Source organism: Actinoallomurus acanthiterrae (assembly GCF_054775715.1).
This window is the reverse complement of the sequence record NZ_BAAHCO010000001.1, coordinates 9,572,371-9,595,100: the sequence shown is the minus strand read 5'-3', so window position 1 is coordinate 9,595,100 and position 22,730 is coordinate 9,572,371. Positions and strand designations below refer to the sequence as shown.

Genomic DNA, 22,730 nt, shown 5'->3' with positions numbered 1-22,730 from the left:
GCCTCGGTGGAGCTGATCACGCCAGCCATCCCCTTTTTCCGACCGGTGTTCGGGTTTTTTTCACCGACATGCCGCCCATTTCGGTCCGCGAGGTCAGGCTAGGGCGTCCCCCGAGACAGGTTGCAACAGGCCGATCACTTCGGCGGCAGCCCGGGCGTTGGCGCGTGTCGCACCGTACGTCGCGATGTACGCCACCCCCTCGGGCCGCCACACCGGCAGCCCCATCTCCACCAGGACGGCGTCCGGGCGCGCGGTCAGCAGCGTCGAGACGAGCGCGCGGTGCCCGGCGTACCGGTGCGCGTCCCGTACGACGATGACGAGGGAGCGCCCGTGGGCACGTTCCAAGAGACCATCGGGGTCGACGTCGCCGGCCTCCACGGGCACCGCCTCCGGCGCCCAGGGGCCGAAACCCCAGGGGACCGGACCGACCGCGATGTTCGACGGCGCCTGGACCTCGACGATGAAGGGGTTCGGGGAGACCGAGGGAGTGCCGGTGACCCGGATGGCCCGGCGGGCGGCATCCAGCCCGACGGCGCGGTCGACCTCGGCGGTCCCGGCGGTGGCGAGCCACGCCTTGAGCTCGGCGACCCGCGCCGCGGCCTCCTCGAGCCGCTCGCCGGGCAGCCGGCCCTGGCGTACGGCCTCGACGATGTGCTCGCGGATGGCGCGCACGCTGTCCTCGAACTCCTTCGGGCCCAGGCACAGGAGATCCGAACCCGCCAGGAGGGCACGGACGGACGCCTCGGGGATGCCGATCGCGTCGCTGGCGGCGCGCATGTCCAGAGCGTCGGTGACGACCGGCCCCGTGTACCCGAGGGCGCCGCGCAGCAGCCCGGTGACCGCGGCGTGCGAGAGGGTCGCGGGAGTGTCGCCGGTGAGGCCCGGGACACGGAGGTGGCCGGTCATGACGGAGGCGACTCCGGCCTCGATGGCGGCGCGGAACGGGACGAGCTCGCGCCGTTCCAGCAGCGCCATGTCGGCGTCCACAGTCGGGATCTCCAGGTGGGAGTCCTGGGAGGTCGCGCCGTGGCCGGGGAAGTGCTTGGCGCACGCGGCGACCCCGGCCTCCTGCAGCCCGGCGACCGCCGCGGCGACGTGCCGCGCGACGATCTCGGGATCGGAGCCGAACGCCCGGGTTCCGATGATCGGGTTGTCGTCGGCGGTGTTGACGTCCGCGGACGGGGCGAAGTCCAGGTTGACCCCCACCTCCCGCAGTTCGGCACCGAGCGAGCGATACACCCGCCGGGTGACGGCGGGATCGTCCAAGGCGCCCAGCGCGGCGCTGCCCGGGTACGGGCTGCCGGTGTCATGCGCGAGCCGCGTGACGTCGCCGCCCTCCTCGTCGATGGAGATCAGCGGATCGGCGTGCCCCCGCAACGCCGCGGTGAGCTCCGCCAACTCGCCGGTGCCCGGCACGTTGCCGTTGATGGCGAAGAGGGTCACTCCGCTCATGCCTCGCTCCAGGCCCTCCAGGACCCAGCGCGGCGGAGTGGCGCCCGGGAAGGGGGCCAGCAGCGTGGCGTTCGCGAGGCGCTCGAGAGACGGGTCGCTCATCCCTTCACCGCCCCTGCCACCAGGCCGGACACCATCCGGCGCTGTACGAGGAGGAAGAACGCGACGACGGGCAGGGTGAGCAGCGTGGACGCCGCCATGATCGGGCCCCAATCGTTTCCGGATCGGCCGAAGAAGAACTGCAACATGATGGGCAAGGTGGCCTTGTCCTGGTCTTTGAGGAACGTGAAGGCGAAGACGAACTCGTTCCAGGCGGTGATGAAGGAGAAGACGCTCGTCGCCACGAGGCCGGGCGCGACGAGGGGGAGCAGTACCCGGAAGAAGATCCGCACGGGGCCGGCGCCGTCGAGCGCCGCGGCCTCCTCCAGCTCCCTGGGCACGGCCGCGACGAACCCGCGCAGCATCCAGATGCCGAACGGCAGCGCGAACCCGACGTACACGGCGATCAGGCCGGCCAGGCTGTTCAGCAGGTCCATCCGCTTGAGATCGATGAACAGCGGGATGACCAGCGCCTCGCACGGGATCATCTGCACGACGAGCAGCATGATCAGGAAGGTCGTGCGGAACCGGAAGCGGAACCGCGCCACGGCCGTCGCCGCCAGGAGCGCGAGCAGCCCGGAGATCGCCACGGTCGCGATCGCCACGACCGCGCTGTTCACGAAGTAGTCCCAGAAGGAGACCCCGGCGATGCCGCCGTCCACCACGGAGCTGAACTGCTTCAGGGTGGGGTGCTCCGGCAGCGGATGCGGCGTCGAGCTGAAGATCTCCCCGTTCGGCTTGAACGCCGTGGAGATCATCCAGAACACCGGGAAGGCCGAGACGAGGAACACGGCGATGCCGGCGGTGTTCAGCGCGACACGGCGCCACAGCGGGGCCCTCATGCCGTCCCCTCCTGACGGATGACCATCCGCGCGTACATCGCGGTGACGAGCAGCACGATCAGAGTGAGGACCACGGCGATCGCCGAGCCGAGGCCGTACCTGGCGTTGAGCGAGCCGAACGCCTCGGAGTAGCCGTACAGCGACAGGTTGAACGCGTCGCGGTTGGCCAGGCCCGACATGACGAAGAGCTGGGTGAACACGCGGAAGTCCCAGATCACCGAGAGCACCATCAGGACGCTGAAGATCGGGCGCAGCAGCGGGAAGGTGATCTTCCAGAAGCTCTGCCACGCACTGGAGCCGTCGACGCGCGCCGCCTCGTACAGCTCGCCCGGCACCGTCCGCAGCCCGGCGAGCACCGAGACCGCGACGAACGGGAACGACATCCACACGACGCAGATCGTCAGGACCGTGTAGGTGGGCAACGGCGTGGCGAACCAGTTGTAGTTCGCCCAGCCCGATCCCACCAGCGCGTCCGGCAGGAGGTCGAGGAACCAGTTGACCAGGCCGCCGGTGGTGCCGAACAGCCAGGAGAAGATGATCGCGGCGGTGATCGGCGGGGTCGCCCACGCGATCAGCACGCCTCCCGCGACGAAGGCCGACATCCTCTTGCCGAGCCGGTTGATCAGCAGGCCGACGAGCGTCCCGATCAGCAGGGTCGCGGTCACGGCGACGACCGCGAACAGGACCGTGTGCCGGAACGTGGTCCAGAAGAACCCGTCGCCGAGGATCTGCCGGTAGTTGGCGAGGCCGACGTTCTCGGCCGGCTCCCCGCGGAGCTGGCGCACGCCGACCTTCTCGAACGACATCCGGCCGATCTGGAAGACGGGCCACATCAGCAGCACGCCGATGACCAGGAGCGCCGGCAGGATGAGCAGGTACGGCCCGGAGCGTGGGCGGCGTTGGCGCCGGGCCGGGCGGGAGGTGTCCCGGCCCGGCGCCCGCCGCACCGGCTGAGCGGTGTCGAGCATGGAGCGGTCCCTTACTGGTTGAGCAGGGAACCGGCCTGCTGGTCGGCCTTGTTCAGCTCATCGTCGGGGGACTTGCCCTGCATGATGGCCTTGACCGCGTTCGGCAGCACCTTCTTGGCGCCCTCGTAGTCGGCCCAGCCCTTGCTGGTGGGCGTGAACCGGACGCCGGCGGAGGCGGCCTGCGCGAAGGGGCCCATGATCGGGTCGTTCTTGTACGTCGCGCTCTGCAGGACGTCGGTGAACTGCGGCAGGAACTTCAGCGTGGAGGCGAAGGCCTGCGCGTTCTTCTTGCTGTCCAGGACGGTCAGGTAGTCGAACGCGACGTCCTTGTACTTGCTGTCCTTCCAGACCGCCAGGTCTGAGCCGCCGGAGAAGACCGGTGCGAGACCGCCGGTCTTGCCCGGGATCGGGAAGACGCCCCAGTTCGCGGCGTCCTTGGCGTTGACCTTCTGCAGCTGCGGGAGGGCCCAGCTGCCGTCCATGTACATGCCGACCTTGCCGAGCGCGAAGTCCTGCTGGGGGCCCTGCAGCTCGTTCTTGCCGACGTACTTGTCCGGGGCGACCTTGTCCTTGCTGACGAGGCCCGCGTAGAACTCGACGGCCTCCTTGGCCTGGGGCTGCGAGAGCGTGCCCGTCCACTTGCCGCCCTGCTTGGAAGCGACGTCGCCGCCGTTGGCCCAGACGAAGCTGAGGATGCCGTTCGTGAAGTCGCTCGGCGCGGCGATGCCGGGCACGCCCTTCTTGTCCTGGATCGTCTTAGCCGCGGCGACGAGGTCGGCCCAGGACGTCGGAGGCTGGATGCCCAGTGCCTTGAACCAGTCCTTGTGGTACCAGACGGCCCGTACGCCGCCGTACCACGGAGCGGCGTACGTCTTGCCGTCCGCCTTGTCGTTGGCGAGGGCGCCCTGGTTGAGGTCCTTGCCCTCGGTCCAGCCGCTCATCTTGTCGCTGATGTCGGCGAACGCCCCCTGCTCGATCCAGGACTGCACGTCGGTGTTGCCGACCTCGGTCACGTCGGGGCCGGAGCCGCCGGCGATCGCGGTCTGGAACTTTTGGGTGGCCTGCGGCCAGGGGATGTACTGCACCTGGACGTCGGTCTTCGGGTGCTTCTGCTGGAACTCGGCCTTGACCCCGTCGAGGAACTTGGTCTGCTCGGGGCTGCCGTCGCCCATCTGCCAGACGACGATCTTCGCCGGGTCCTTGCCCCCGGCCGAAGTGTCCTTCTTGTCCTTGCCGCCGCAGCCCGCGACGGCGACCGCGAGGACGGCGGCTGTGGCGGTGGCCTTGGTGAACCGCATAATGGGACTCCCTTCGGTCACGCCCACCGGGGCATCCGTCGCCGCACGGTATCCGACGTGCGGTGCCTCGTTTGCGCTGGTGGTGGAGCGCTTCTACGGTCGGGGCCGTAGTGTCTCGTGCCTAGAGTTGGGATGTGGACTTGCTTGCGGCTAAACTAACAGGAAACTTTCCTAAGTAATAGGTCGTTAGCGAATCGATACGGAAGGGAGTCGGGGATGCAGAGTCGCCCGGGGACCCCAAGGCTGCTGCGCGAGCTCAACGACCGATCCGCCCTGGATCTTCTCGTGAGCTCGGGCCCGCTCACCCGGGCGCAGATCGGACAGCACACGGGCCTGTCCAAGGTCACCGCGTCTCAGCTGCTCTCCCGGCTGGAAGAGCGCGGCCTCGTGGCCGTCGTCGGCGAACAGGCCGGCGGCCGAGGGCCCAACGCCGCTCTGTACGCCGTCGTGCCCTCCAGCGCGTACGTCGCCGGCCTCGAGGTCGGCCCCAACCGCGTGACGGCCGGCGTCGCCGACATCACCGGGGAACTCGCCGCCGAGGTGACCGTCGACCCGAACGGCGCGGACGACCCGGTGTCCGTCATCCACGACGTCGTCGTCAAGGCGTGCCGCTCGGCCCGGATCCCGCTCGCCAAGCTGCACGCGCTGGTCCTCGGCACCCCCGGGGTCATCGACCCGCGCACCGGGGACGTGCAGTTCATCTACGACCTGCCGCACTGGCACGCGGGCATCCTCCAGGCGCTCCGCCGCGACCTGCGGCTCGAGGTCACCATCGAGAACGACGTGAACCTCGCCGCGCTCGCCGAGCGGGCCGACGGTGCGGCCCAGGACGTCGACGACTTCGCCCTGCTGTGGGCGACCCGCGGCATCGGCCTCGCCGTCATGCTCGGCGGCCGCCTGCACCGCGGTGTCTCCGGCGGCGCCGGGGAGATCGGCTACCTCCCCGTGCCGGGCATGCCGCTCCCCGATGAGGACACCGAGTCGCTGACCTGGGAGATGCCCGCACTCGGCGGCGGCCTCGGCGCGCTCGCCGGCGCCGACGCGATTCGCGAGCTCGCCGACCGGCACGGCTTCGCCGCCCCGACCGCGACCGAGTGCGTGCGGACGGCGGCCGGAGCCGGAGAGGACGGCGACCCGTTCATGCGCGAGCTCGCCACGCGCCTCGCGTACGGCGTCGCGTCCGTGACGATCGTGCTGGACCCCGAGCTGGTCGTGATCGCCGGAGACATCGGGAGGGCCGGAGGGGAGCGGCTCGCCGGGCTCATCGAGGAGGCCGTCGGGCGCATCTGCCCCACCCGGCCGCGCGTCGCGCTGACCCGCGTCGAGGGCAACCCCGTCCTGCGCGGAGCGATCCTCGCCGCCCTCGACCGCGCCCGGGAGGACGTCTTCTCCGCGTCGTCCGCCTGAGCGCTTCCCGGTCGTGACGCAGCGTTGCGCTTCGAGTGAGTTCCGCCGTCGTGTTCAGATCATTTGAGCGACGTTGATAGGTTCTGCGGCGTCCATGTCGATCGATCGGGAGGCCGCCGTGCCGAATGTCCAGCCGCTCACGCACGGGGATCCCCGGCGGCTGGGGGCGTACGAGGTGTCCGGGCGGATCGGCGAGGGCGGGCAGGGAGTCGTCTACCTCGGCAGCGGCACCACCGGCGAGAACGTCGCGATCAAGGTCCTGCAGGCCCAGCTGATGGAGGACGAGGGAGCCCGCGCGCGGTTCGTCCGCGAGGTCGAGGTCACCAAGCGGGTCGCCCGGTTCTGCACCGCGCAGGTCCTGGACGCGGGCCTGGCCGACGACCGTCCCTACATCGTCAGCGAGTACGTCCCCGGACCGTCCCTGCAGCAGCAGCTCCGGCAGGAGGGACCCCGCCAGGGCGCCGCGCTCGACCGGCTGGCCATCAACACCGCCACCGCCCTCGCGGCCATCCACCAGGCCGGCGTCGTCCACCGCGATTTCAAGCCCGGCAACGTCCTCATGGGCCCCGACGGCCCGGTCGTGATCGACTTCGGCATCGCCCGCGCCCTCGACGCGACCGGCACCACCGCCGCCAGCCAGATCGTCGGAACCCCCGCGTTCATGGCCCCCGAGCAGCTCACCGAGGGCCGCGTCGGCCCGGCCACCGACATGTTCGCGTGGGGCGTCACGATCGTGTTCGCCGCCACGGGCACCCCCGCGTTCGGCAACAAGTCGATCCCCACGGTGATCCACCGCATCCTCCACGAGGAGCCCGACCTCGGGACCCTCGACGGACGGCTGCGCGACATCGTCGCCGCCTCCATGGCCAAGGACCCGGCACGGCGTCCCACCGCGCGGCAGTTGATGGACGCGCTGATGGGGCAGGGCACCTCCTCCGACTTCGGAGCGTCCGGCGTTGCCGGAGCCGGAGCCGGCGCGGCTGGCCTCGGAGCCGCCGGCCTCGGAGCGGCCGGGCTTTCCGGAGGGGCGCCCGGCACCGGGGGGACCGGCGACGCGACCGACCTGCGGACCTCCCTCGACCCCGCCGACCGCGGGCCCGCGCCCGGCCGGCCCGGCGGCGCCACCGAGGTGATCCCGCCCGCCGGTCCGCCCGGTGGCGCGACCGAGGTCCTGCCACCGGCCGGCGCACCCGGCGGCACGGCGCGGATGCCCGCCACGCCGCCCACCCAGCGAATGCCCTCGTACGGGCCGGGGCCCTCCGGACCGCCGCCGGGTGCCTACCACCCGGCCGACGGCGGCACCTACAACCTGCCCCCGGTCGCGCCGCCCGCCTATGGCGGAGGGGAGCCCGCGCCGAGGAGGCGCGGCGTGGGCGGCGTCATCGCCGTGATCGCCGCCGCCGTCCTGCTGCTGGGGGGCGGGGGCGTGGTCTGGGCCGCGATGGACCACGGCGACGGCGGCTCGGGCACCCCGACCGCGGAGAACACCGACAAGTCGCACAAGGCCAGGAAGAAGCGGCCCTCCCACACGCCGTCTCACCGGCCGACGCACAAGAAGACGCCATCGCACTCGCCGACCGCGAAGAAGGCCAAGCCCAACCCGTACACCGCCGAGCGACTCTGCGGCGGGGGCTTCGCGGTCATCGACCAGCACGGCCTCGGGCAGGCGACCGCCTACCTGCTCTACAACAGCGGCAACGGCGCGAACTGCGTCGTCACCATGGTCCCCAAGTCAAACGGCGACAAGACGGCCATGACCGCGTCGCTCGCGGTCAAGGACGGTGGCCAGGGAACCAGGTCGGCCACCACCCCCTTCTTCGCCGGGCCGGTGAAGCTGCCCGCCAAGGGCAAGTGCGTACGGTGGGGAGGCTCCTCCGCGACGGCGAGGTGGTCGAGCGGCTGGACCCACTGCAGCTGACCGCTCGCGGACGCCCCGCCCTCCGCCGGCCTCGCGGCCCTAGTTCCAGGGATCCGAAGAGGGATCCTCGCCCAGGGCGAGGGCGGCCGCGCGGCACAACTCCTCGCCGGCGATCTGGTTGCTGCCGTGATCCGATCCCCAGGCGTCGGCCGCGGCCTGAGCGACCCCGCGCCAGGTCATCTCCTGATCCACGCGCCAGACCCGGATCTGTACGGCCTGCTCCGACGTCAGCTCGGCCGGATCGATGAAGGTGTAGGGACGCGCCACGGCGCAACCGTAGCGCGGGACACCGTGCCGCGGCCCGGACCGGGGTGGGCCCGGGTGAGCCTCGGAGCCGGAGACCGCGTGGCGTCGAACCGCCGACCTTCCGCTCCTCAGGCGGGTGTTCAGGCCCGGAGCCGGAGTCCGCGTGGTGTCGGGTGGAATCCGGCGGCCTCCAGGGCGGCGGCGAGCGGGGAGTCGACGATCGACGTGCCGTCCGCGCGTTCGACCGTGAGCCGGCCGAGCGCGCCGTCCCGTACGGCGAGGGCGAGGGCGTCGACGGCGGGCTGGAGGTCCTCCTCGCCCCACGACAGCAGCGTCTTGCCACCGCGCTCCACGTACAGCGTCAGACGGCCCTCGACCAGCACGGCGAGCGCCCCGGCCTTACGGCCCGGCTTGTGCCCGCTCGCGACCTCCCCGGGCCGCTCCGGCCAGGGCAGTGCCGCGCCGTAGGGGTTGGCCGGGTCGGTCGCCGCGAGCACGACGGCGCGCGGCGCGTCGGCGTCCGGCCGGGTCGCGCGCAGCCGGTCCACCGCGCCGGGCAGCGCGAACTGCGCCGCGCCCAGCCCCTCGACGAAGTAGCCGCGCCGGCAGCGGCCCGACTCCTCGAACGCGCGCAGCACCGGGTACACGGCGGCGAACCCGCCCGGCGTCCGCTCGGCCATGACCGCACCGCGGATCACGACGCCGTACCGGTCGAGCAGCGTCTCGGCCTGCGCGTGGCCGCGCCGGGTCGCGTCGGTCTCCGGCTCGGGCAGCAGCCACCAGCGGCCCGCGACGGTCGGCGGGCCGGTGCGCGACGGCATCGCCGGCCTGCGGCGCGTACGGGGCCGGTGCGTCGTCCGGCCCGCGCCGAGCCGGGCGCGCAGCGGGGCGAGGGTGTCGTTGGTGAGGCGTCCCGCCCACACCAGGTCCCACAGCGCGGTCACGAGCTCCTGGTCGTTCTGGGAACCGACGCGGTCGGACAGCGTGCGGAAGAACACCGCGCCGCCGTCGGACAGCGACTCCAGCACGCGCTCGTGCAGCGGCGTCAGCGTGATCTCCGCGGACTCGGGCATCAGCAGCGGGGCCGTGTCCGCGAGGTACAGCGACACCCAGCCGTCACCGCCGGGCAGCCCGCCCTGTCCCACCCACACGACCTCGCCCGAGGCGGTCAGCTCGTCCAGCATCGCGGGGGAGTAGCCGGGCACGCGGGCGGGCAGGACCAGCGACTCCAGCGCGGAGGCGGGCACCGCCGCGCCCTGCAGCTGCTCGATCGCGTGCACCAGCGCGTCGATGCCGCGCGGTCCGGAGCCGCGCGCGGTGATGCCGTGCCAGGCCGGCAGGAACCGCGCCAGGGCCTCCGGCGGCGACGGCTCCACCTCGGCCCGCAGCCGGGCGAGTGACCGGCGGCGCAGCATCCGCAGCACCCCGGCGTCGCACCACTCCGTACCGCGCTCCCCGGGGGTGAAGTCGCCCTCGGCCACCCGGCCCGCCGCGGCGAGCCGCCGCAGCCCGTCGGTCACCACCGCGACGCCCAGGCCGAACCGCGCCGCGACGTCGGCGGCGTGGAACGGCCCCTGCGTCCGGGCGTGCCGGCTCAGCAGGTCGGCGAGGGGGTCGGCCACCGGCTCCAGGAACGCCTCCGGCACCCCCACGGGCAGCGGGACGCCCAGCGCGTCGCGCAGCCGCGCGGCGTCCTCGATCGCCGCCCAGCGCTCCACGCCGCCGATCCGCACCCGGATCGCCCGCCGGGCCTCCTCCAGCTCCACCAGCCACCGCGGGTCGGCGCCGCGTTCGACGAGCTCGTCGGTGCCGAGCGGGCCGAGCTCCCGCAGCAGGTCGGCCGCGCCCTCCGCGTCCCGGGCGCGCCGCTCGGGCGTCAGCCGCCGCAGCTCGCGGTCGGCCTCGGCGACCACCTCGGGGTCGAGCAGCTCCCGCAGATCCGCCTGGCCCAGCAGCTCGGCCAGCAGCGTCGAGTCCAGCGCCAGGGCCTGCGCGCGCCGCTCGGCCAGCGGGGCGTCCCCCTCGTACATGAACGCGCCGATGTACCCGAACAGCAGCGACCGGGCGTACGGCGACGGCACCGGCGTCTCGACCTCGACCAGCCGCGCCTTGCGGCTCGCCAGCTCCCGCATCAGCGCCACCAGGCCCGGCACGTCGAAGACGTCCTGCAGGCACTCCCGCACCGTCTCCAGCACGATCGGGAACGAGGGGTACCGGCTCGCCACCGACAGCAGTTGCGCGGCGCGCTGCCGCTGCTGCCACAGCGGCATGCGGCGGCCCGGGTTGCGGCGCGGCAGCAGCAGGGCCCGCGCCGCGCACTCGCGGAACCGCGAGGCGAACAGCGCGGAGTTGCCCAGCTCGTCGGTGACGATCCGCTCGATCTCCGCCGGGTCGAACACCGCCAGGTCGCCCGCCGGCGGGGCCGCCCCGGTCTCGTCGAACGCGGCGCCGGTGTCGGGCACCCGCAGCACGATGCCGTCGTCGGAGTGCACCGCCTGCGCCTCGACGCCGTACCGCTCCCGCAGGCGCGCGGCCATCGCGAGGGCCCACGGCGCGTGCACCGGCGCCCCGAACGGCGAGTGCACGACCATCCGCCAGTCGCCGAGCTCGTCGCGGAACCGCTCGACCACGAGCGTACGGTCGTCGGGGACGTAGCCGGTGGTCTCCCGCTGCTCGGCGAGGTAGGCGAGGAGGTTGCCGGCGGCCCAGTCGTCCAGGCCGGTGGCGCGCAGCCGTTCGCGGGCCTTCTCCGGCTCCAGCGTGGACAGCTCCCGGCTGAACGCCCCCAGCGCCCGGCCCAGCTCCGCCGGCCGCCCCGGCGCGTCGCCGTGCCAGAACGGCAGCTTCCCCGGCTGCCCGGGAGCGGGGGACACCAGCACCCGGTCCGGCGTGATGTCCTCGATCCGCCACGAGCTCGCGCCCAGGACGAAGACGTCGCCGACCCGCGACTCGTACACCATCTCCTCGTCGAGCTCCCCGACCCGCGAGGACTTCTCGCCCACGAGGAACACGCCGAACAGCCCGCGGTCCGGGATCGTGCCGCCGCTCGTCACCGCCAGCCGCTGCCCGCCGGGCCGGCCGCGCAGCACCCCGGCCACGCGGTCCCACACCAGGCGCGGGCGCAGCTCACCGAACTCGTCGCTCGGATACCGGCCCGCGAGCATGTCGAGCGTCGCCTCCAGCACCGACCTCGGCAGCGTCGCGAACGGCGCGGCCCGCCGTACGAGCGTCTCCAGCTCGTCGACCGGCCACTCGTCCATCGCGGTCATCGCCACGATCTGCTGGGCCAGCACGTCCAGGGGGTTGCGCGGGTACCGCAGCTCCTCGATCCGCCCGTCGCGCATCCGCTCGGCCACGACCGCCGTCTGCACGAGGTCGCCGCGGTACTTCGGGAAGATCACGCCCTTCGAGACCGCCCCCACCTGATGGCCCGCCCGGCCGATCCGCTGCAGCCCCGCCGCCACCGACGGCGGCGACTCGACCTGCACGACCAGGTCCACGGCGCCCATGTCGATGCCGAGCTCCAGGCTGGACGTCGCCACGACGGCGGGCAGCCGCCCGGCCTTCAGCGACTCCTCGATGCCGGCCCGCTCCTCTTCGACACCGAGCCGTGGTGCGCGCGCACGACGTCCGCCGGAGCGCCGCGCGACGCCCCCGCCTGCGCCATCATCTCGGCGGGGGAGGAGTCCTGCGGAAGCGCCTCGCCGTTCTGCCTCTCCCATTCATGGGTCGGGCTCGCCTTCTCACTCGCTACGCGGTCGGCCGGATCGGGACCTTCGGAGGTGGCGGCCGACCACTCCGCTCGCTCGGCGGCTCGCCTCTCCCAAGCGAGCTCGTTCAGCCGGCCGCTCAGCCGCTCCGCCAGCCGTCGGGAGTTGGCGAACACGATCGTCGACCGGTGCGCCCCGATCAGGTCGAGCACGGCGTCCTCGACGTGCGGCCAGATGTTGCGCCCCTGCAGCGGGGAGTCGTCCTCGGCGCGCGGATCCGGAGGGAGCTCGGTCATGTCCTCGACCGGCACCGAGATCCGCAGCTCGACCTCCTTCTCGTGCGGCGGCTGCACCACCGTCGCGGACCGCACGCCGCCCAGAAAGGCCGCGACCTCCGACACCGGTCGCACCGTCGCCGACAGCCCGATCCGCTGGGCGGGCCGCTCCAGCAGCGCGTCCAGGCGCTCCAGCGACAGCGCCAGATGCGCGCCGCGCTTGGTCGCCGCCACCGCGTGCACCTCATCGACGATCACCGTCTCGACCCCGCGCAGCGCCTCACGCGCCTGCGACGTCAGGATCAGGAACAGCGACTCCGGCGTCGTGATGAGGATGTCGGACGGTCTGGTCGCGAACCGGCGGCGCTCGTCGGCGGGCGTGTCGCCGGAACGTACGGCCACGCCGATGTCGGGCTCGGCCAGCCCCAGCCGCCGCGCGGTCTGCCGCAGCCCGGTGAGCGGGGCGCGGAGGTTGCGCTCGATGTCGACCGCGAGGGCCTTGAGCGGGGAGACGTACAGCACCCGGCAGCGCCGCTTCGGATCCTCCGGCGGCGGCGTCGACGCCAGCCGGTCCAGCGACCACAGGAACGCGGCCAGGGTCTTGCCCGACCCGGTCGGCGCCACGACCAGAGTGTTGTCACCCTGGGAGATCGCCTCCCAGGCGCCCGCCTGGGCCGCCGTCGGCGCGGCGAACGCCCCCGCGAACCAGGCACGGGTGGCGGCCGAGAAACGGTCGATCGGCGTCATCCTGCCAGTGTGCATCGCCCCACCGACGGAATCGTCCACCGGCGACAGTGCCGGGTAGCGTGGGGACCGTGCGACTCACGGTGTTCTGGGATCGGATGAACCAGCAGTTCGGCGAGGGCTACGCCGAGAGCGTGGCCAAGGACTACGTCATGGCCGAGCTGGACGGTCGCACGATCGAGAAGGCCCTCGCCGACGGCGTCGCCGCCAAGGACGTGTGGCGGGCCGTCTGCGCCACCTTCGACGTCCAGCAGCGCCTCCGCTGAGGCTTCCGTGCCCATCCTCCAGCGCCTCCGGTCGGCCGGCCACGCAGCGATTCAGCGCCTCCGCTGAGTCTTCGGCGGGCGTCCGGGCCGCGTTCGACATCGCGCAGCGCCTCCGCTGAGGCTCCGGCGGCCCGGTGGCGCCGCGTTCCAGCGCCCCCGCCGAGCCTTCGGCGGGCCGTCCGCGCCGCGTCCGGCGTCCCGTAGAGCCGCTGCTCAGCCGTCAGCGGGCCGGCCGCGCGGCTTCGGTCGTACGGGCTCGACCGCGCGACGATCACGCCTGGTCGCCGGGAAGTGTGACGACGAAGGTGGAGCGGCCCGTGACGCGGACGGTTCCGCCCAGGCCGGTGACGAGCTCGCGGACGATGGTCAGGCCGAGCCCGGCGCCGCCGTCCGCGCGGGTGCGGGCGTCGTCGAGGCGGACGAAGCGCTCGAAGATCCGCTCACGATCCTCGGGCGGGACGCCTGGACCGTCGTCGGCGACGGTCAGCGTGACGCCGCCGTCGGTGACGGCGACGGCCGCCGTCACCTCCGTACGGGCGTGCCGGGCGGCGTTGTCGAGCAGGTTGCGCACGATCCGGGCGAGCCGGGTCTCGCTCTCGCGTACGAGGGCGGGGCGGGTCGTGCGCGCGGTGAACGCGGGGCCGTCACCGGTGTGGGCGCGTTCGGCCACCTGCTCCTCGACGATGTCGGCGAGGTCCGAGGTCGTCGGTGTCGCCTGGGCGGGCGAGGCGAGCAAGAGGAGGTCCTCGGCCAGGCGCTGCAGGCGGTCGACGTCGGCCAGCGCCGTGGCGACCGTGCTGGGCCAATCCGTTCGCTCCGGGTAGGCCAGCGCGATCTCCAGCGAGTTGCGGAGGCCCGCCAGCGGTGTCCGCAGCTCGTGGGAGGCGTCGGCGACGAAGCGTTGCTGCCGGTGGTGGGCGTGTTCGAGCCGGTCGAGGGTCTCGTTGGTGGTCAGCGCGAGGCGGGTGATCTCGTCGCCGGTGGCCGGTACGGGGACCCGTTGGTCGAGCGCGTGGGCGCTGATGGCGGCCATCTTCGCCCGGATCGCCTCAACCGGCCGCAGGGCCCGGCCGGTGACGAACCAGGCGATCAGGCCGACGAACGGGACGGCGAACGGCAGGCCCCAGCCGAGCAGGCGATCGATCGTGGCGACGGCCGTCCTGGCGTCGGCCGTCGAAACGAGCACGTACACCGTCAGGCGCTGCGCCAGGCCGCCGCTGCCGGTCAGCTTCTCGATCCGGTCCGCGGGCAGCACCTCGGTGGTGCCGACGATGAACCGGCCCTTCCCGGGGACCGTGTGGATGCCCCACCCGACCCGCGGCGGGAACGCGGGGAGAGGCCGGTCCAGATCATCGCCGAAGACCGTACCGGCCACCATGGCGCGCCGCCCATCGGCGAGGACGACGGTGTAGGAGAAGTCGGTGCCGCGCGGCGTGGTGGCCCCCGATTCGAAGCTGTAGGTCAGCGAGAAGGCGTCGCGCGTAGCCTGCTCCCGCGCCGCGGTCATCCACTGGCCGCGGACGACGTCGCGGACCAACCAGCCGCCGGCACCGAAGACGACGGCGGCCGCGAGCGCCGCGCTCAGCGCGGCTCTTACCCGCACCGGCCTGAGCCGCCTAACCATGGGCGGTCACCAGCCGATAGCCGGCGCCGCGCACGGTCTGAATCATCGCCGGCCCGGACGGGAGCTTGCGGCGAAGGGTGCGGACGTAGACCTCGACGATGTTCACGTCGCCGTCGAACGCCTGGTCCCAGACCTCGTCGAGTATGTCGATCTTCGCGACCACTTCGTCCGGCCGGCGCACCAGGCACTCCAGCACGGCGAGCTCCTTCGCGGTGAGCCGTATCTCCGTCGCGCCGTAACGGCATCGGCGGGCGGCGAGGTCGAGTCGCAGGTCGCCGGCGGTCAGGACCGCCGGGCGGGTCGCGCCGCCGCGGCGCAGCAGCGCGCGCAGCCGGGCGAGGAGGACGACGTAGGAGAACGGCTTGCAGATGTAGTCGTCGGCGCCGGTGTCGAGCGCCTCCGCCTCGTCGTACTCGCCGTTCTTCGCGGTCAACATGAGGATCGGCACCGTGCTGCCGCTCCGGCGCAGCCGCGCGCAGACGGCGAAGCCGTTGAGACCCGGCAGCATGATGTCCAGGACGACCGCCGTGTAGGGATGGGTCAGCGCGAGACTCAGCCCCTCCCGGCCGTCATGGGCGACGTCGACCGCATACCCTTCGGCGCGCAGGCCATGGGTCAGCGTGGTCGCCAGCCGTTCGTCGTCTTCCACCAGCAACAACCGCATCGGGCCATTATGGCGGCATGGCGCCGTGCATTCCTGAAAGCGGCTTCAGGTTGCTTCAGCGGGAATTCAGCGCCGGTCGGCCAGTCTGCCCGCCATGTCATCTCCGCGGCTGCTCGCCTGCCTGCTGTTCGCCGCCTATTCCGCGCTTTCGGTGAACCGTCATCGGCAAATGCGGAGCACCGGATACGATCTTGGAATCTTCGAACAGGCGGTCCGCTCGTACGCCCATCTGCGCCCGCCGATCGCCGATCTTAAAGGGCCCGGCTTCAATCTGCTGGGCGACCATTTCCATCCGATCCTCATCCTCGCGGCGCCGTTCTACCGGGCATTCCCGAGCCCGGTCACACTGCTGGTCCTTCAGGCGGCGCTGCTCGCGCTGTCGGCCGTGCCGGTGACGCGCCTCGCGATCGACTTCTGCGGGCACCGCGCCGGCGTCTGCCTCGGCCTGGCGTACGGCCTGTCCTGGGGGATTCAGCAGGCCGTCGTGTTCGACTTTCACGAGATCGCCTTCGCGGTGCCACTGCTCGCCCGCAGCGTGGAACTGCTCGCCCGGCGACGCCGGCACGCCGCCGCCGGCTGGGCGCTGCCGCTCCTGCTGGTAAAGGAGGACCAGACGTTCATCGTCGCGGCGATCGGGGTGTACATCTTCTGGCAGGGTCAGCGCCGCCTCGGCGCGCTCGTCACCGCTGCCGCGGTCGCGGCCGGCGCGCTCGCCGTCCTCGTCGTCATCCCGGCGTTCAACCCGCGCCATTCCTATCCGTACGGAAAGACCGCGGGATCCATTTCCTCCTTGCCGGTTCCGGCGACCAAGGAAGAGACCGTACTGGCATTGCTCGCGCCTACCCTTTTCTTCGCGCTGCGCTCTCCGCTGGTACTCCTCACGACTCCGTCTCTGCTCGCGCGATTCTGGACGACCAATCCGGTCTTCTGGGGCACCCGGTTCCATTACAACGCCGTGCTGATGCCCATCATTTTCATCGCCTTCGCCGACGGCCTGGCCCGGATGCGAGGGAGCGACCGTGCCACCGTACTGCGGGGCGCCCGTGTCGCACCGATCCTCGCCCTCGTCATCGCGATGTGCGTTCCGCAACCACTCTGGAGGGTGCTCGACCCTGCCTCCTGGCGGGTGCCGCAACAGGTCAGGACCGCCGAAGCACTATTGAGGATCATCCCCGACGGAGCGGACGTGGCCGCCGCCAACCGCATCGCACCGCAGCTCACCGGCCGCTGCCGGGTGTTCCGCTTCCTCAGCGCGCCCACCCCGAAGCTCCGCCCCGAATGGGTCGCGACCACCGGCGCGCCGTACGAGCGGTCGATGATCGCGGACCTGCCCTCACTGGGCTACGGCGTCGTGGCCCGGGCCACCGGCATCACCATCTACCGCCGGACCGACGGCAGGCCCTGACCGCGTGCGACGGAACCCTCAGTGCCGTCGGGTGCGGGTCCGGCTGCGACTTGTCGATCCGTGGTGGGTCGACCCGCCGGTCGAGTGATGTGTGGTGCTCTTCGACCGCGTCGTGGTCTTGCGGGAGCCGCCCTGGAGGACGCGGCCGCCGCGCGAGACGATCCTGCCGCGCGGACGGGTCCAGATGCCCCGGGAGACGTACCCGCTGCGGTACCGACCTCGGTAGTACCAGCGATAGCGGCCGCCCGAGCCGCCGTTGTCGCAGTACCAGTCGGACACGACGCGGTACGAGGAGCCGGCGGCGCCCACATGTCGACGCAGTAGGCGTTCGTCGGACGTGAGGAACAGGCGACGAGCGAGAGCGACAGCACGCTCACGACGGTGAGGTACGCGGCGCCGGAGCGCGCGAGCCGCCGGGGGACATTCGGGCGCATTGCCGCGAGCCTCCACGAAAGGGATCAATGGCCCGGCAAGTGTAGAGCCGGGGTTCCCGGCGGGGCACTACCTGATCGGGAAGCTCAGGTACAGATCCGCCGGTTCGGCGACCGACGGCAGATCGCTGACCTGTCCGTCGCCGACCTCGACCACCCGCCAGACCCCGTCCGCCCGCCGGGCCAGGTCCGTGGTGATGAACCGGCAGCCCAGCGCCCGTACGCACGGGGCGATCGGGTCCGCCTGCGGGCGGGGGTGGCGGTCCGGTGTGTCCGGGTGCGGCCCCATCAGCACAGGTTCGCCGTCGACCCACCACACGCGGGCCTCGCCGTCCTCGAACCGCTCGTACTCGCGGATGACGATGCCGCCGGCGAGGAAGTCGCCCTGCCGCTCGACGAAGCGGGCGACGACCGCGTGCAGCCGCTCCACGTCGGCGAGCTCGGGGATGAAGCAGGCCTCGTCCCACTCGTGCTTGCGCGACTTCACGTAGTCCTTCACGACCGCCGGCCCAGAGCCCAGCGGGCGTACGAGCTCGGCCAGCTTGTCCGCCGCCGGCGTCGCGCCGGGGGACAGGGACAGCCATACGCTCGCCGGGGTGACGCCCGCGAAGGTGTCGTACCAGCCGGGCAGCTCGTGCGCCTTCTCATAGCCGTCGGGCGGGACCGCCAGAACGACGTTCCGGGCGGCCAGGGCGGCCGCGAGCGCGGCGTACTGCGTCGAGGTGGTCATCCAGCCGCGGTACCACGTGGTCCCCAGGCCGTCGGGCACCTGGCGTACGGCCGCGGCCGCGTCGCCGCGCTGCAGCGCGTCGTGGTCGATGAGCGCGACGGACCCGCCGAGCGCGCGTACGGCCTCGGCCTCTCGGGCGAAGTGCTCATCGACCCGCCGGGGATTCAGCGGGTCGGCGCACATGAGGATGGTCACCGGCATGATCCTGACCCTCAGCGTAGGGCAAGACACCCCGTCTTTCCCCGGTGAATCGGCGCGTCCGTTCATGATCGAACGTGTGTTCGGCTAGAGTGAAGGAAGCGACGACATTGTCCACAGTGGTGGCCGGGCCCTCGAAAAATGTCGGCGGGTCCCCGTAACGTCGCTCCCGACAACAGCAGGCACCGACCCGACAGGGACACCTCACATGGCAGCAAACGATCGCGAGAAGGCCCTCGAAGCGGCGCTCGCGCAGATCGAGCGGCAGTTCGGCAAGGGTTCCGTCATGCGGCTGGGCCAGGAGGGGCGCCCCCCGGTAGAGGTGATCCCGTCCGGTTCGATCGCCCTCGACGTCGCCCTGGGCATCGGCGGTTACCCGCGCGGCCGCGTGGTCGAGATCTACGGTCCGGAGTCCTCCGGTAAGACGTCCCTCGCCCTGCACGCCGTGGCCAGCGCGCAGAAGGCGGGCGGCATCGCCGCGTTCGTCGACGCCGAGCACGCGCTCGACCCCGAGTACGCGAAGAAGATCGGCGTCGACATCGACGCCCTCCTTGTCTCCCAGCCCGACACGGGTGAGCAGGCCCTCGAGATCACCGACATGCTGATCCGCTCCGGCGCGATCGACGTCGTCGTCATCGACTCCGTCGCGGCCCTCGTGCCCCGCGCGGAGATCGAGGGCGAGATGGGCGACAGCCACGTCGGCCTCCAGGCCCGCCTCATGTCCCAGGCCCTCCGCAAGCTCACCGGCGCCATCAACCAGACCAAGACCACCGCGGTCTTCATCAACCAGCTGCGGGAAAAGGTCGGCGTCATGTTCGGCTCGCCGGAGACGACCACCGGTGGCAAGGCGCTGAAGTTCTACGCGTCGGTGCGGCTGGACGTGCGGCGGATCGAGACGATGAAGGACGGCACGGACGCGGTCGGCAACCGCACCCGCGTCAAGGTCGTCAAGAACAAGATGGCCCCGCCGTTCAAGGTGGCCGACTTCGACATCCTCTACGGCGTCGGCATCAGCCGCGAGGGCGGCCTGATCGACATGGGCGTCGAGCACGGCTTCGTGCGCAAGTCCGGCGCCTGGTACACCTACGAGAACGACCAGCTCGGTCAGGGCAAGGAGAACGCCCGGCGGTTCCTCAAGGAGAACCCGGACATCGCCGACGAGATCGAGAAGAAGATCAAGGAGAAGCTCGGCGTGGGTCCGCGGCTCGACGCCGAGGCCGAGCCGGCGGGCGCTCCCGCGGCTCCGGCGGCGGCCGCGTCGGCGGCGGCATCGGCGGCTGCGGCCAAGCCCGCACCGGCCAAGCGGGCGGCGAAGACCCCGAAGCCGGGAGACGTGTGATCCCGGGTCGTCCTTCGGAAGGACCCGAGGGGCCGACCCGTGATGTGTGGGGTGTCTCATGAGCGCTCCTGACGAGCGTTCCGCGAACACTCCTGAGGGGTGGCGGCGTCCCGCTCCGCGACGGGCCGATTCCGGCGCGGAGATCTTCCCTGGTGACGCCGCCACCGCTCAGGACGACGACGGCGGCGGCGAGTCCGCCCGCGGCGGATCGGCGCGGCGGGGCCGGAGACGAGGGCGCCGTCCCACGGGGGCGACGTCCGGGCGCTCCGGCGAAGGATCCGCGACTGGGCGCTTTCCCGAGGGGCCGACGCCCGAGGGGCCGACGCCCGGGAGCGCGGCGGCGCAGGGGCCGCCCGCCGACCCCGAGGCGGTGGCGCGCGAGATCTGCCTGCGGCAGCTGTCGTTCGCCCCGAAGACCCGGGCGCAGCTCGCCGACGCGTTGCGCCGCAAGGGCGTGCCCGACGACGTCGCCGAGCGAGTGCTGAGCCGTTACTCCGAGGTCGGGCTGATCGACGACGCGGCCTTCGCGCGGGCCTGGGTGGAGTCACGCCACGCCGGTCGCGGGCTGGCCCGGCGGGCGCTCGCGGCCGAGCTGCGGCGGCGCGGCGTCGCCGACGAGACGGTCAGCGAGGCGGTGGAGGAGCTCGGCCCGGAGCAGGAGGAGGCGGCGGCCCGCGAGCTCGTCGCCCGCAGACTGCCGGGCACCCGGGGCCTGGATCCGGTCAAGCGCACCCGGCGGCTGATGGGCATGCTCGCGCGCAAGGGCTACTCCGGGGGTCTCGCGTACCGCGTGGTCCGTGAGGCGCTCGAGGCCGAGGGCGCCGACGACCTTCCTGACCTGTCCTTTGACGACTGATCGTCCGCGTGCCGTCGTCGCGGCGTTCGCCGTCCCCGGTGGGGCCGGTCGACGCGTGCGGCCGCCACCGGCCCTACGCCTTCACCGCTCGTCTGGCCGACGAGTCGGAGCACTGTCAGGGGTACCCCGTCCCTGACATGCCCGTGACATGGACCGTGACAAGAAAGATCTAGCGAATCGTCCGGAACGCGTGGTCTTTCCTTGCCCATTACCTCTTGGCCGCTTACGGTTACCGCAGTGAGGTGTTACTCCGCGCAGTGCGGATTGCCATAGGACTGACCGCGTTCGACCACGTGAAAGGTGTTGTGTCCCCGGCTCGCCGATGCCGGTGGTTCGCATAGCAGGGTTCTGGAACGGTCCGGAGCCCCCTTTGATCCTGCGCGTCCGGCGCTCGCCCGGAGGCGCCGGTCGCGGCCGTCCCGGTGAGACCGCATCGCGTGTCCGTAACCCCTCGCGTCGCATCGCCGGCACCGGGTGCCCCCTGGTGGCGCAGCGTCGAGGAAAGGGGTCAGCGCCGTGATGTACGTCGTGATAGGTGCGGCACTGGTCGTGATCCTGGCGCTCGCCGTCCTCGTCCTCGTCGTGCTACGCCGTCTCGACGCCGCCGCGCGCAGGGTCGCCGTCAACGAGGAACAGGTCGACGCGCAGCGGGGCGCCGACGAGATCGTGGCCAAGGCCCGCGCCGACGCCCAGGAGATCGTCAGCGACGCGGAGGTCAAGGCCCGCGAGGCGTCCGCGACGGCCCGGTCCGAGGTCGAGGACGAGATCAAGTCGCTCAAGGAGGACCTGCGGGCACTCCGGGAGGACCTGGAACGCCGCGAGGCCCGGCTCGCCGAGCGGGAGCAACGGCTGGACGGCGAGGTGCGCCGCCTCGAGGAGCGGGCCCGCGAGCTGGCCGACACGAAGCAGGGGCTCAAGGAACGCCGCGCCGAACTCGACCGGCTCGACGAGGAGCGGCAGCGGGTACTGGAGCAGGCCGCCGGGCTCACCTCCGAACAGGCCAAGACCGAGCTCGTCTCCCTGATCGAGAACCAGGCCAAGCGCGAGGCCGTGCTGGTCACCCGCGAGATCGAGAACGAGGCGCGCGAAGAGGGCGAGAAGCGCGCCCGCAAGATCGTCACGCTGGCGATCCAGCGGGTGGCGAGCGAACAGACCGCCGAGTCGGTGGTGTCGGTGCTGCATCTGCCCAGTGAGGAGATGAAGGGCCGCATCATCGGCCGGGAGGGCCGGAACATCCGTTCGTTCGAGACGACGACCGGCGTGAACCTCATCATCGACGACACTCCCGAAGCCGTGCTGCTCAGCTGCTTCGACCCCGTACGCCGCGAGGTGGGCCGCCTCACGCTGGAGAAGCTCGTCCTCGACGGGCGGATCCACCCGCAGCGGATCGAGGAGATCTACGAGCACAGCAAGACCGAGGTCGAGCAGCTGTGCGTACGCGCCGGTGAGGACGCCCTGGTGGAGCTCGGCCTCACCGACATGCACCCGGAGCTGATCACGTTGCTCGGCCGGCTGCGGTACCGCACGTCGTACGGGCAGAACGTCCTGGCACACCTGATCGAGTCTGCGCACCTGGCCGGGATCATGGCGGCCGAGCTGAAGCTGCCGGTGCCGCTGCTGAGGCGCTGCACGCTGCTGCACGACATCGGCAAGGCGCTGACGCACGAGGTCGAGGGCAGCCACGCGCTCATCGGCGCGGAGATCGCCCGGCGGTACGGCGAGGACGAGGACGTCGTGCACGCCATCGAGGCGCACCACAACGAGGTCGAGGTGCGCACGGTCGAGGCGGTGCTGACCCAGGCGGCGGACGCCATCAGCGGGGGCCGCCCGGGCGCCCGGCGGGAGTCCCTGGAGGCGTACGTCAAGCGGCTGGAACGCCTCGAGGAGATCGCGACGACGCGCGAGGGCGTCGAGAAGGTCTTCGCCATGCAGGCCGGCCGCGAGATCCGGGTGATGGTGCGCCCGGACGCGGTGGACGACCTGCAGGCGCAGGTCATCGCGCACGACATCGCCAAGCAGGTGGAGGAGGAGCTGACCTACCCCGGTCAGATCCGGATCACCGTCGTCCGCGAGTCGCGCGCCACCGAGTTCGCCCGCTGAGGGCCGCCCGGCCGGGGCCCGGCGGCACCGGCGGGATCGGCTGCGGGCCGCCTGGGCCGCTCGGAGCCGGACCGGCCGATGTTCCGCGGCACCAGCGGTGATCCTTGCTCCGTCCTCGTGCCGTTAGTACGTTGCCGTAGGTCCTTGCACGCGGATTA

At 72.1% G+C, this 22,730-nt stretch carries 16 protein-coding genes and 1 pseudogene; 7 read left to right on the top strand and 10 right to left on the bottom strand.

Annotated elements, in window-relative coordinates:
- Positions 1 to 93: 93 nt before the first annotated feature.
- Genes ACYVF7_RS45135 through ACYVF7_RS45120 form a run of 4 tightly spaced genes read right to left on the bottom strand, consistent with a single transcriptional unit; the run spans position 94 to position 4,659 of the window.
- Positions 94 to 1,554 (bottom strand): glycoside hydrolase family 3 protein, encoded by a 1,461-nt coding sequence (locus ACYVF7_RS45135; RefSeq protein WP_460352119.1) that lies wholly within the window; start codon positions 1,552 to 1,554, stop codon positions 94 to 96.
- Entirely contained in the window at positions 1,551 to 2,393 is an 843-nt protein-coding gene (locus ACYVF7_RS45130; RefSeq protein ID WP_460352118.1) for a carbohydrate ABC transporter permease, read from the bottom strand. Before ACYVF7_RS45130 ends, ACYVF7_RS45135 begins: the two co-directional genes overlap by 4 nt.
- The gene (locus ACYVF7_RS45125) at positions 2,390 to 3,361 is read right to left on the bottom strand and encodes a carbohydrate ABC transporter permease (protein WP_460352117.1); all 972 of its coding nucleotides are present in this window, start codon (positions 3,359 to 3,361) and stop codon (positions 2,390 to 2,392) included. Before ACYVF7_RS45125 ends, ACYVF7_RS45130 begins: the two co-directional genes overlap by 4 nt.
- An 11-nt stretch (positions 3,362 to 3,372) precedes the next feature.
- Positions 3,373 to 4,659, bottom strand: a complete 1,287-nt coding sequence (locus tag ACYVF7_RS45120) for an extracellular solute-binding protein (protein ID WP_460352116.1) — start codon at positions 4,657 to 4,659, stop codon at positions 3,373 to 3,375.
- 216 nt (positions 4,660 to 4,875) lie between these two features.
- On the opposite strand from ACYVF7_RS45120, the gene ACYVF7_RS45115 reads away from it, so the two are divergent.
- Both ACYVF7_RS45115 and ACYVF7_RS45110 read left to right on the top strand, forming a co-directional pair.
- Positions 4,876 to 6,066, top strand: coding sequence for an ROK family transcriptional regulator (locus ACYVF7_RS45115; RefSeq protein ID WP_460352115.1), 1,191 nt, complete (start codon positions 4,876 to 4,878; stop codon positions 6,064 to 6,066).
- A gap of 94 nt (positions 6,067 to 6,160) precedes the next feature.
- On the top strand, positions 6,161 to 7,984 hold the full coding sequence (locus ACYVF7_RS45110; protein ID WP_460352114.1) for a serine/threonine-protein kinase: 1,824 nt from the start codon (positions 6,161 to 6,163) through the stop codon (positions 7,982 to 7,984).
- A gap of 39 nt (positions 7,985 to 8,023) precedes the next feature.
- On the opposite strand, the gene ACYVF7_RS45105 is transcribed toward ACYVF7_RS45110, so the two are convergent.
- Complete coding sequence (locus tag ACYVF7_RS45105; RefSeq protein WP_460352113.1) at positions 8,024 to 8,251, bottom strand: hypothetical protein; 228 nt, start codon at positions 8,249 to 8,251, stop codon at positions 8,024 to 8,026.
- Positions 8,252 to 8,370: 119 nt separating this feature from the next.
- Positions 8,371 to 12,977 (bottom strand): annotated as a pseudogene (locus ACYVF7_RS45100) (ATP-dependent helicase).
- Positions 12,978 to 13,030: 53 nt separating this feature from the next.
- Between ACYVF7_RS45100 and ACYVF7_RS45095 the strand changes: the two are divergent.
- Positions 13,031 to 13,225 (top strand): DUF3046 domain-containing protein, encoded by a 195-nt coding sequence (locus ACYVF7_RS45095; protein WP_460352112.1) that lies wholly within the window; start codon positions 13,031 to 13,033, stop codon positions 13,223 to 13,225.
- A gap of 271 nt (positions 13,226 to 13,496) precedes the next feature.
- Here the strand turns inward: ACYVF7_RS45095 and ACYVF7_RS45090 are convergent, their stop codons facing one another.
- Complete coding sequence (locus ACYVF7_RS45090; protein ID WP_460352111.1) at positions 13,497 to 14,828, bottom strand: sensor histidine kinase; 1,332 nt, start codon at positions 14,826 to 14,828, stop codon at positions 13,497 to 13,499.
- Positions 14,829 to 14,841: 13 nt separating this feature from the next.
- On the bottom strand, positions 14,842 to 15,513 hold the full coding sequence (locus tag ACYVF7_RS45085) for a response regulator transcription factor (RefSeq protein ID WP_460352110.1): 672 nt from the start codon (positions 15,511 to 15,513) through the stop codon (positions 14,842 to 14,844).
- A gap of 94 nt (positions 15,514 to 15,607) precedes the next feature.
- Here ACYVF7_RS45085 and ACYVF7_RS45080 point away from each other — a divergent pair, with 94 nt between their 5' ends.
- Positions 15,608 to 16,918 carry a DUF2079 domain-containing protein gene (locus ACYVF7_RS45080; protein ID WP_460352109.1) on the top strand — a complete coding sequence of 437 codons (1,311 nt, stop codon included), beginning with the start codon at positions 15,608 to 15,610 and terminating at the stop codon, positions 16,916 to 16,918.
- Positions 16,919 to 16,936: 18 nt separating this feature from the next.
- Here the strand turns inward: ACYVF7_RS45080 and ACYVF7_RS45075 are convergent, their stop codons facing one another.
- Together ACYVF7_RS45075 and ACYVF7_RS45070 are read right to left on the bottom strand one after the other, a co-directional pair.
- Positions 16,937 to 17,227, bottom strand: a complete 291-nt coding sequence (locus ACYVF7_RS45075; protein ID WP_460352108.1) for a hypothetical protein — start codon at positions 17,225 to 17,227, stop codon at positions 16,937 to 16,939.
- Between the two features lie 192 nt (positions 17,228 to 17,419).
- Complete coding sequence (locus tag ACYVF7_RS45070; protein WP_460352107.1) at positions 17,420 to 18,280, bottom strand: ATP-grasp domain-containing protein; 861 nt, start codon at positions 18,278 to 18,280, stop codon at positions 17,420 to 17,422.
- Between the two features lie 205 nt (positions 18,281 to 18,485).
- On the opposite strand from ACYVF7_RS45070, the gene recA reads away from it, so the two are divergent.
- The 3 genes from recA to rny all read left to right on the top strand — a co-directional run bounded on the left by recA (position 18,486) and on the right by rny (position 22,572).
- The gene (recA, locus tag ACYVF7_RS45065; RefSeq protein ID WP_460352106.1) at positions 18,486 to 19,616 is read left to right on the top strand and encodes a recombinase RecA; all 1,131 of its coding nucleotides are present in this window, start codon (positions 18,486 to 18,488) and stop codon (positions 19,614 to 19,616) included.
- 58 nt (positions 19,617 to 19,674) lie between these two features.
- The gene (recX, locus tag ACYVF7_RS45060; protein ID WP_460352105.1) at positions 19,675 to 20,472 is read left to right on the top strand and encodes a recombination regulator RecX; all 798 of its coding nucleotides are present in this window, start codon (positions 19,675 to 19,677) and stop codon (positions 20,470 to 20,472) included.
- A 519-nt stretch (positions 20,473 to 20,991) separates the two neighbouring features.
- Entirely contained in the window at positions 20,992 to 22,572 is a 1,581-nt protein-coding gene (gene rny / locus ACYVF7_RS45055; RefSeq protein ID WP_460358468.1) for a ribonuclease Y, read from the top strand.
- Positions 22,573 to 22,730 lie beyond the last annotated feature (158 nt).

Coding starts and splice junctions, on each gene's coding strand:
- ACYVF7_RS45130 (WP_460352118.1), bottom strand. CDS start 2,393: ATGAGGGCCCCGCTGTGGCGCCGTGTCGCGCTGAACACCGCCGGCATC.
- ACYVF7_RS45125 (WP_460352117.1), bottom strand. CDS start 3,361: ATGCTCGACACCGCTCAGCCGGTGCGGCGGGCGCCGGGCCGGGACACC.
- recX (WP_460352105.1), top strand. CDS start 19,675: ATGAGCGCTCCTGACGAGCGTTCCGCGAACACTCCTGAGGGGTGGCGG.
- ACYVF7_RS45085 (WP_460352110.1), bottom strand. CDS start 15,513: ATGCGGTTGTTGCTGGTGGAAGACGACGAACGGCTGGCGACCACGCTG.
- rny (WP_460358468.1), top strand. CDS start 20,992: ATGTACGTCGTGATAGGTGCGGCACTGGTCGTGATCCTGGCGCTCGCC.
- ACYVF7_RS45135 (WP_460352119.1), bottom strand. CDS start 1,554: ATGAGCGACCCGTCTCTCGAGCGCCTCGCGAACGCCACGCTGCTGGCC.
- ACYVF7_RS45080 (WP_460352109.1), top strand. CDS start 15,608: ATGTCATCTCCGCGGCTGCTCGCCTGCCTGCTGTTCGCCGCCTATTCC.
- ACYVF7_RS45070 (WP_460352107.1), bottom strand. CDS start 18,280: ATGCCGGTGACCATCCTCATGTGCGCCGACCCGCTGAATCCCCGGCGG.
- ACYVF7_RS45120 (WP_460352116.1), bottom strand. CDS start 4,659: ATGCGGTTCACCAAGGCCACCGCCACAGCCGCCGTCCTCGCGGTCGCC.
- ACYVF7_RS45110 (WP_460352114.1), top strand. CDS start 6,161: ATGTCGATCGATCGGGAGGCCGCCGTGCCGAATGTCCAGCCGCTCACG.
- ACYVF7_RS45115 (WP_460352115.1), top strand. CDS start 4,876: ATGCAGAGTCGCCCGGGGACCCCAAGGCTGCTGCGCGAGCTCAACGAC.
- recA (WP_460352106.1), top strand. CDS start 18,486: ATGGCAGCAAACGATCGCGAGAAGGCCCTCGAAGCGGCGCTCGCGCAG.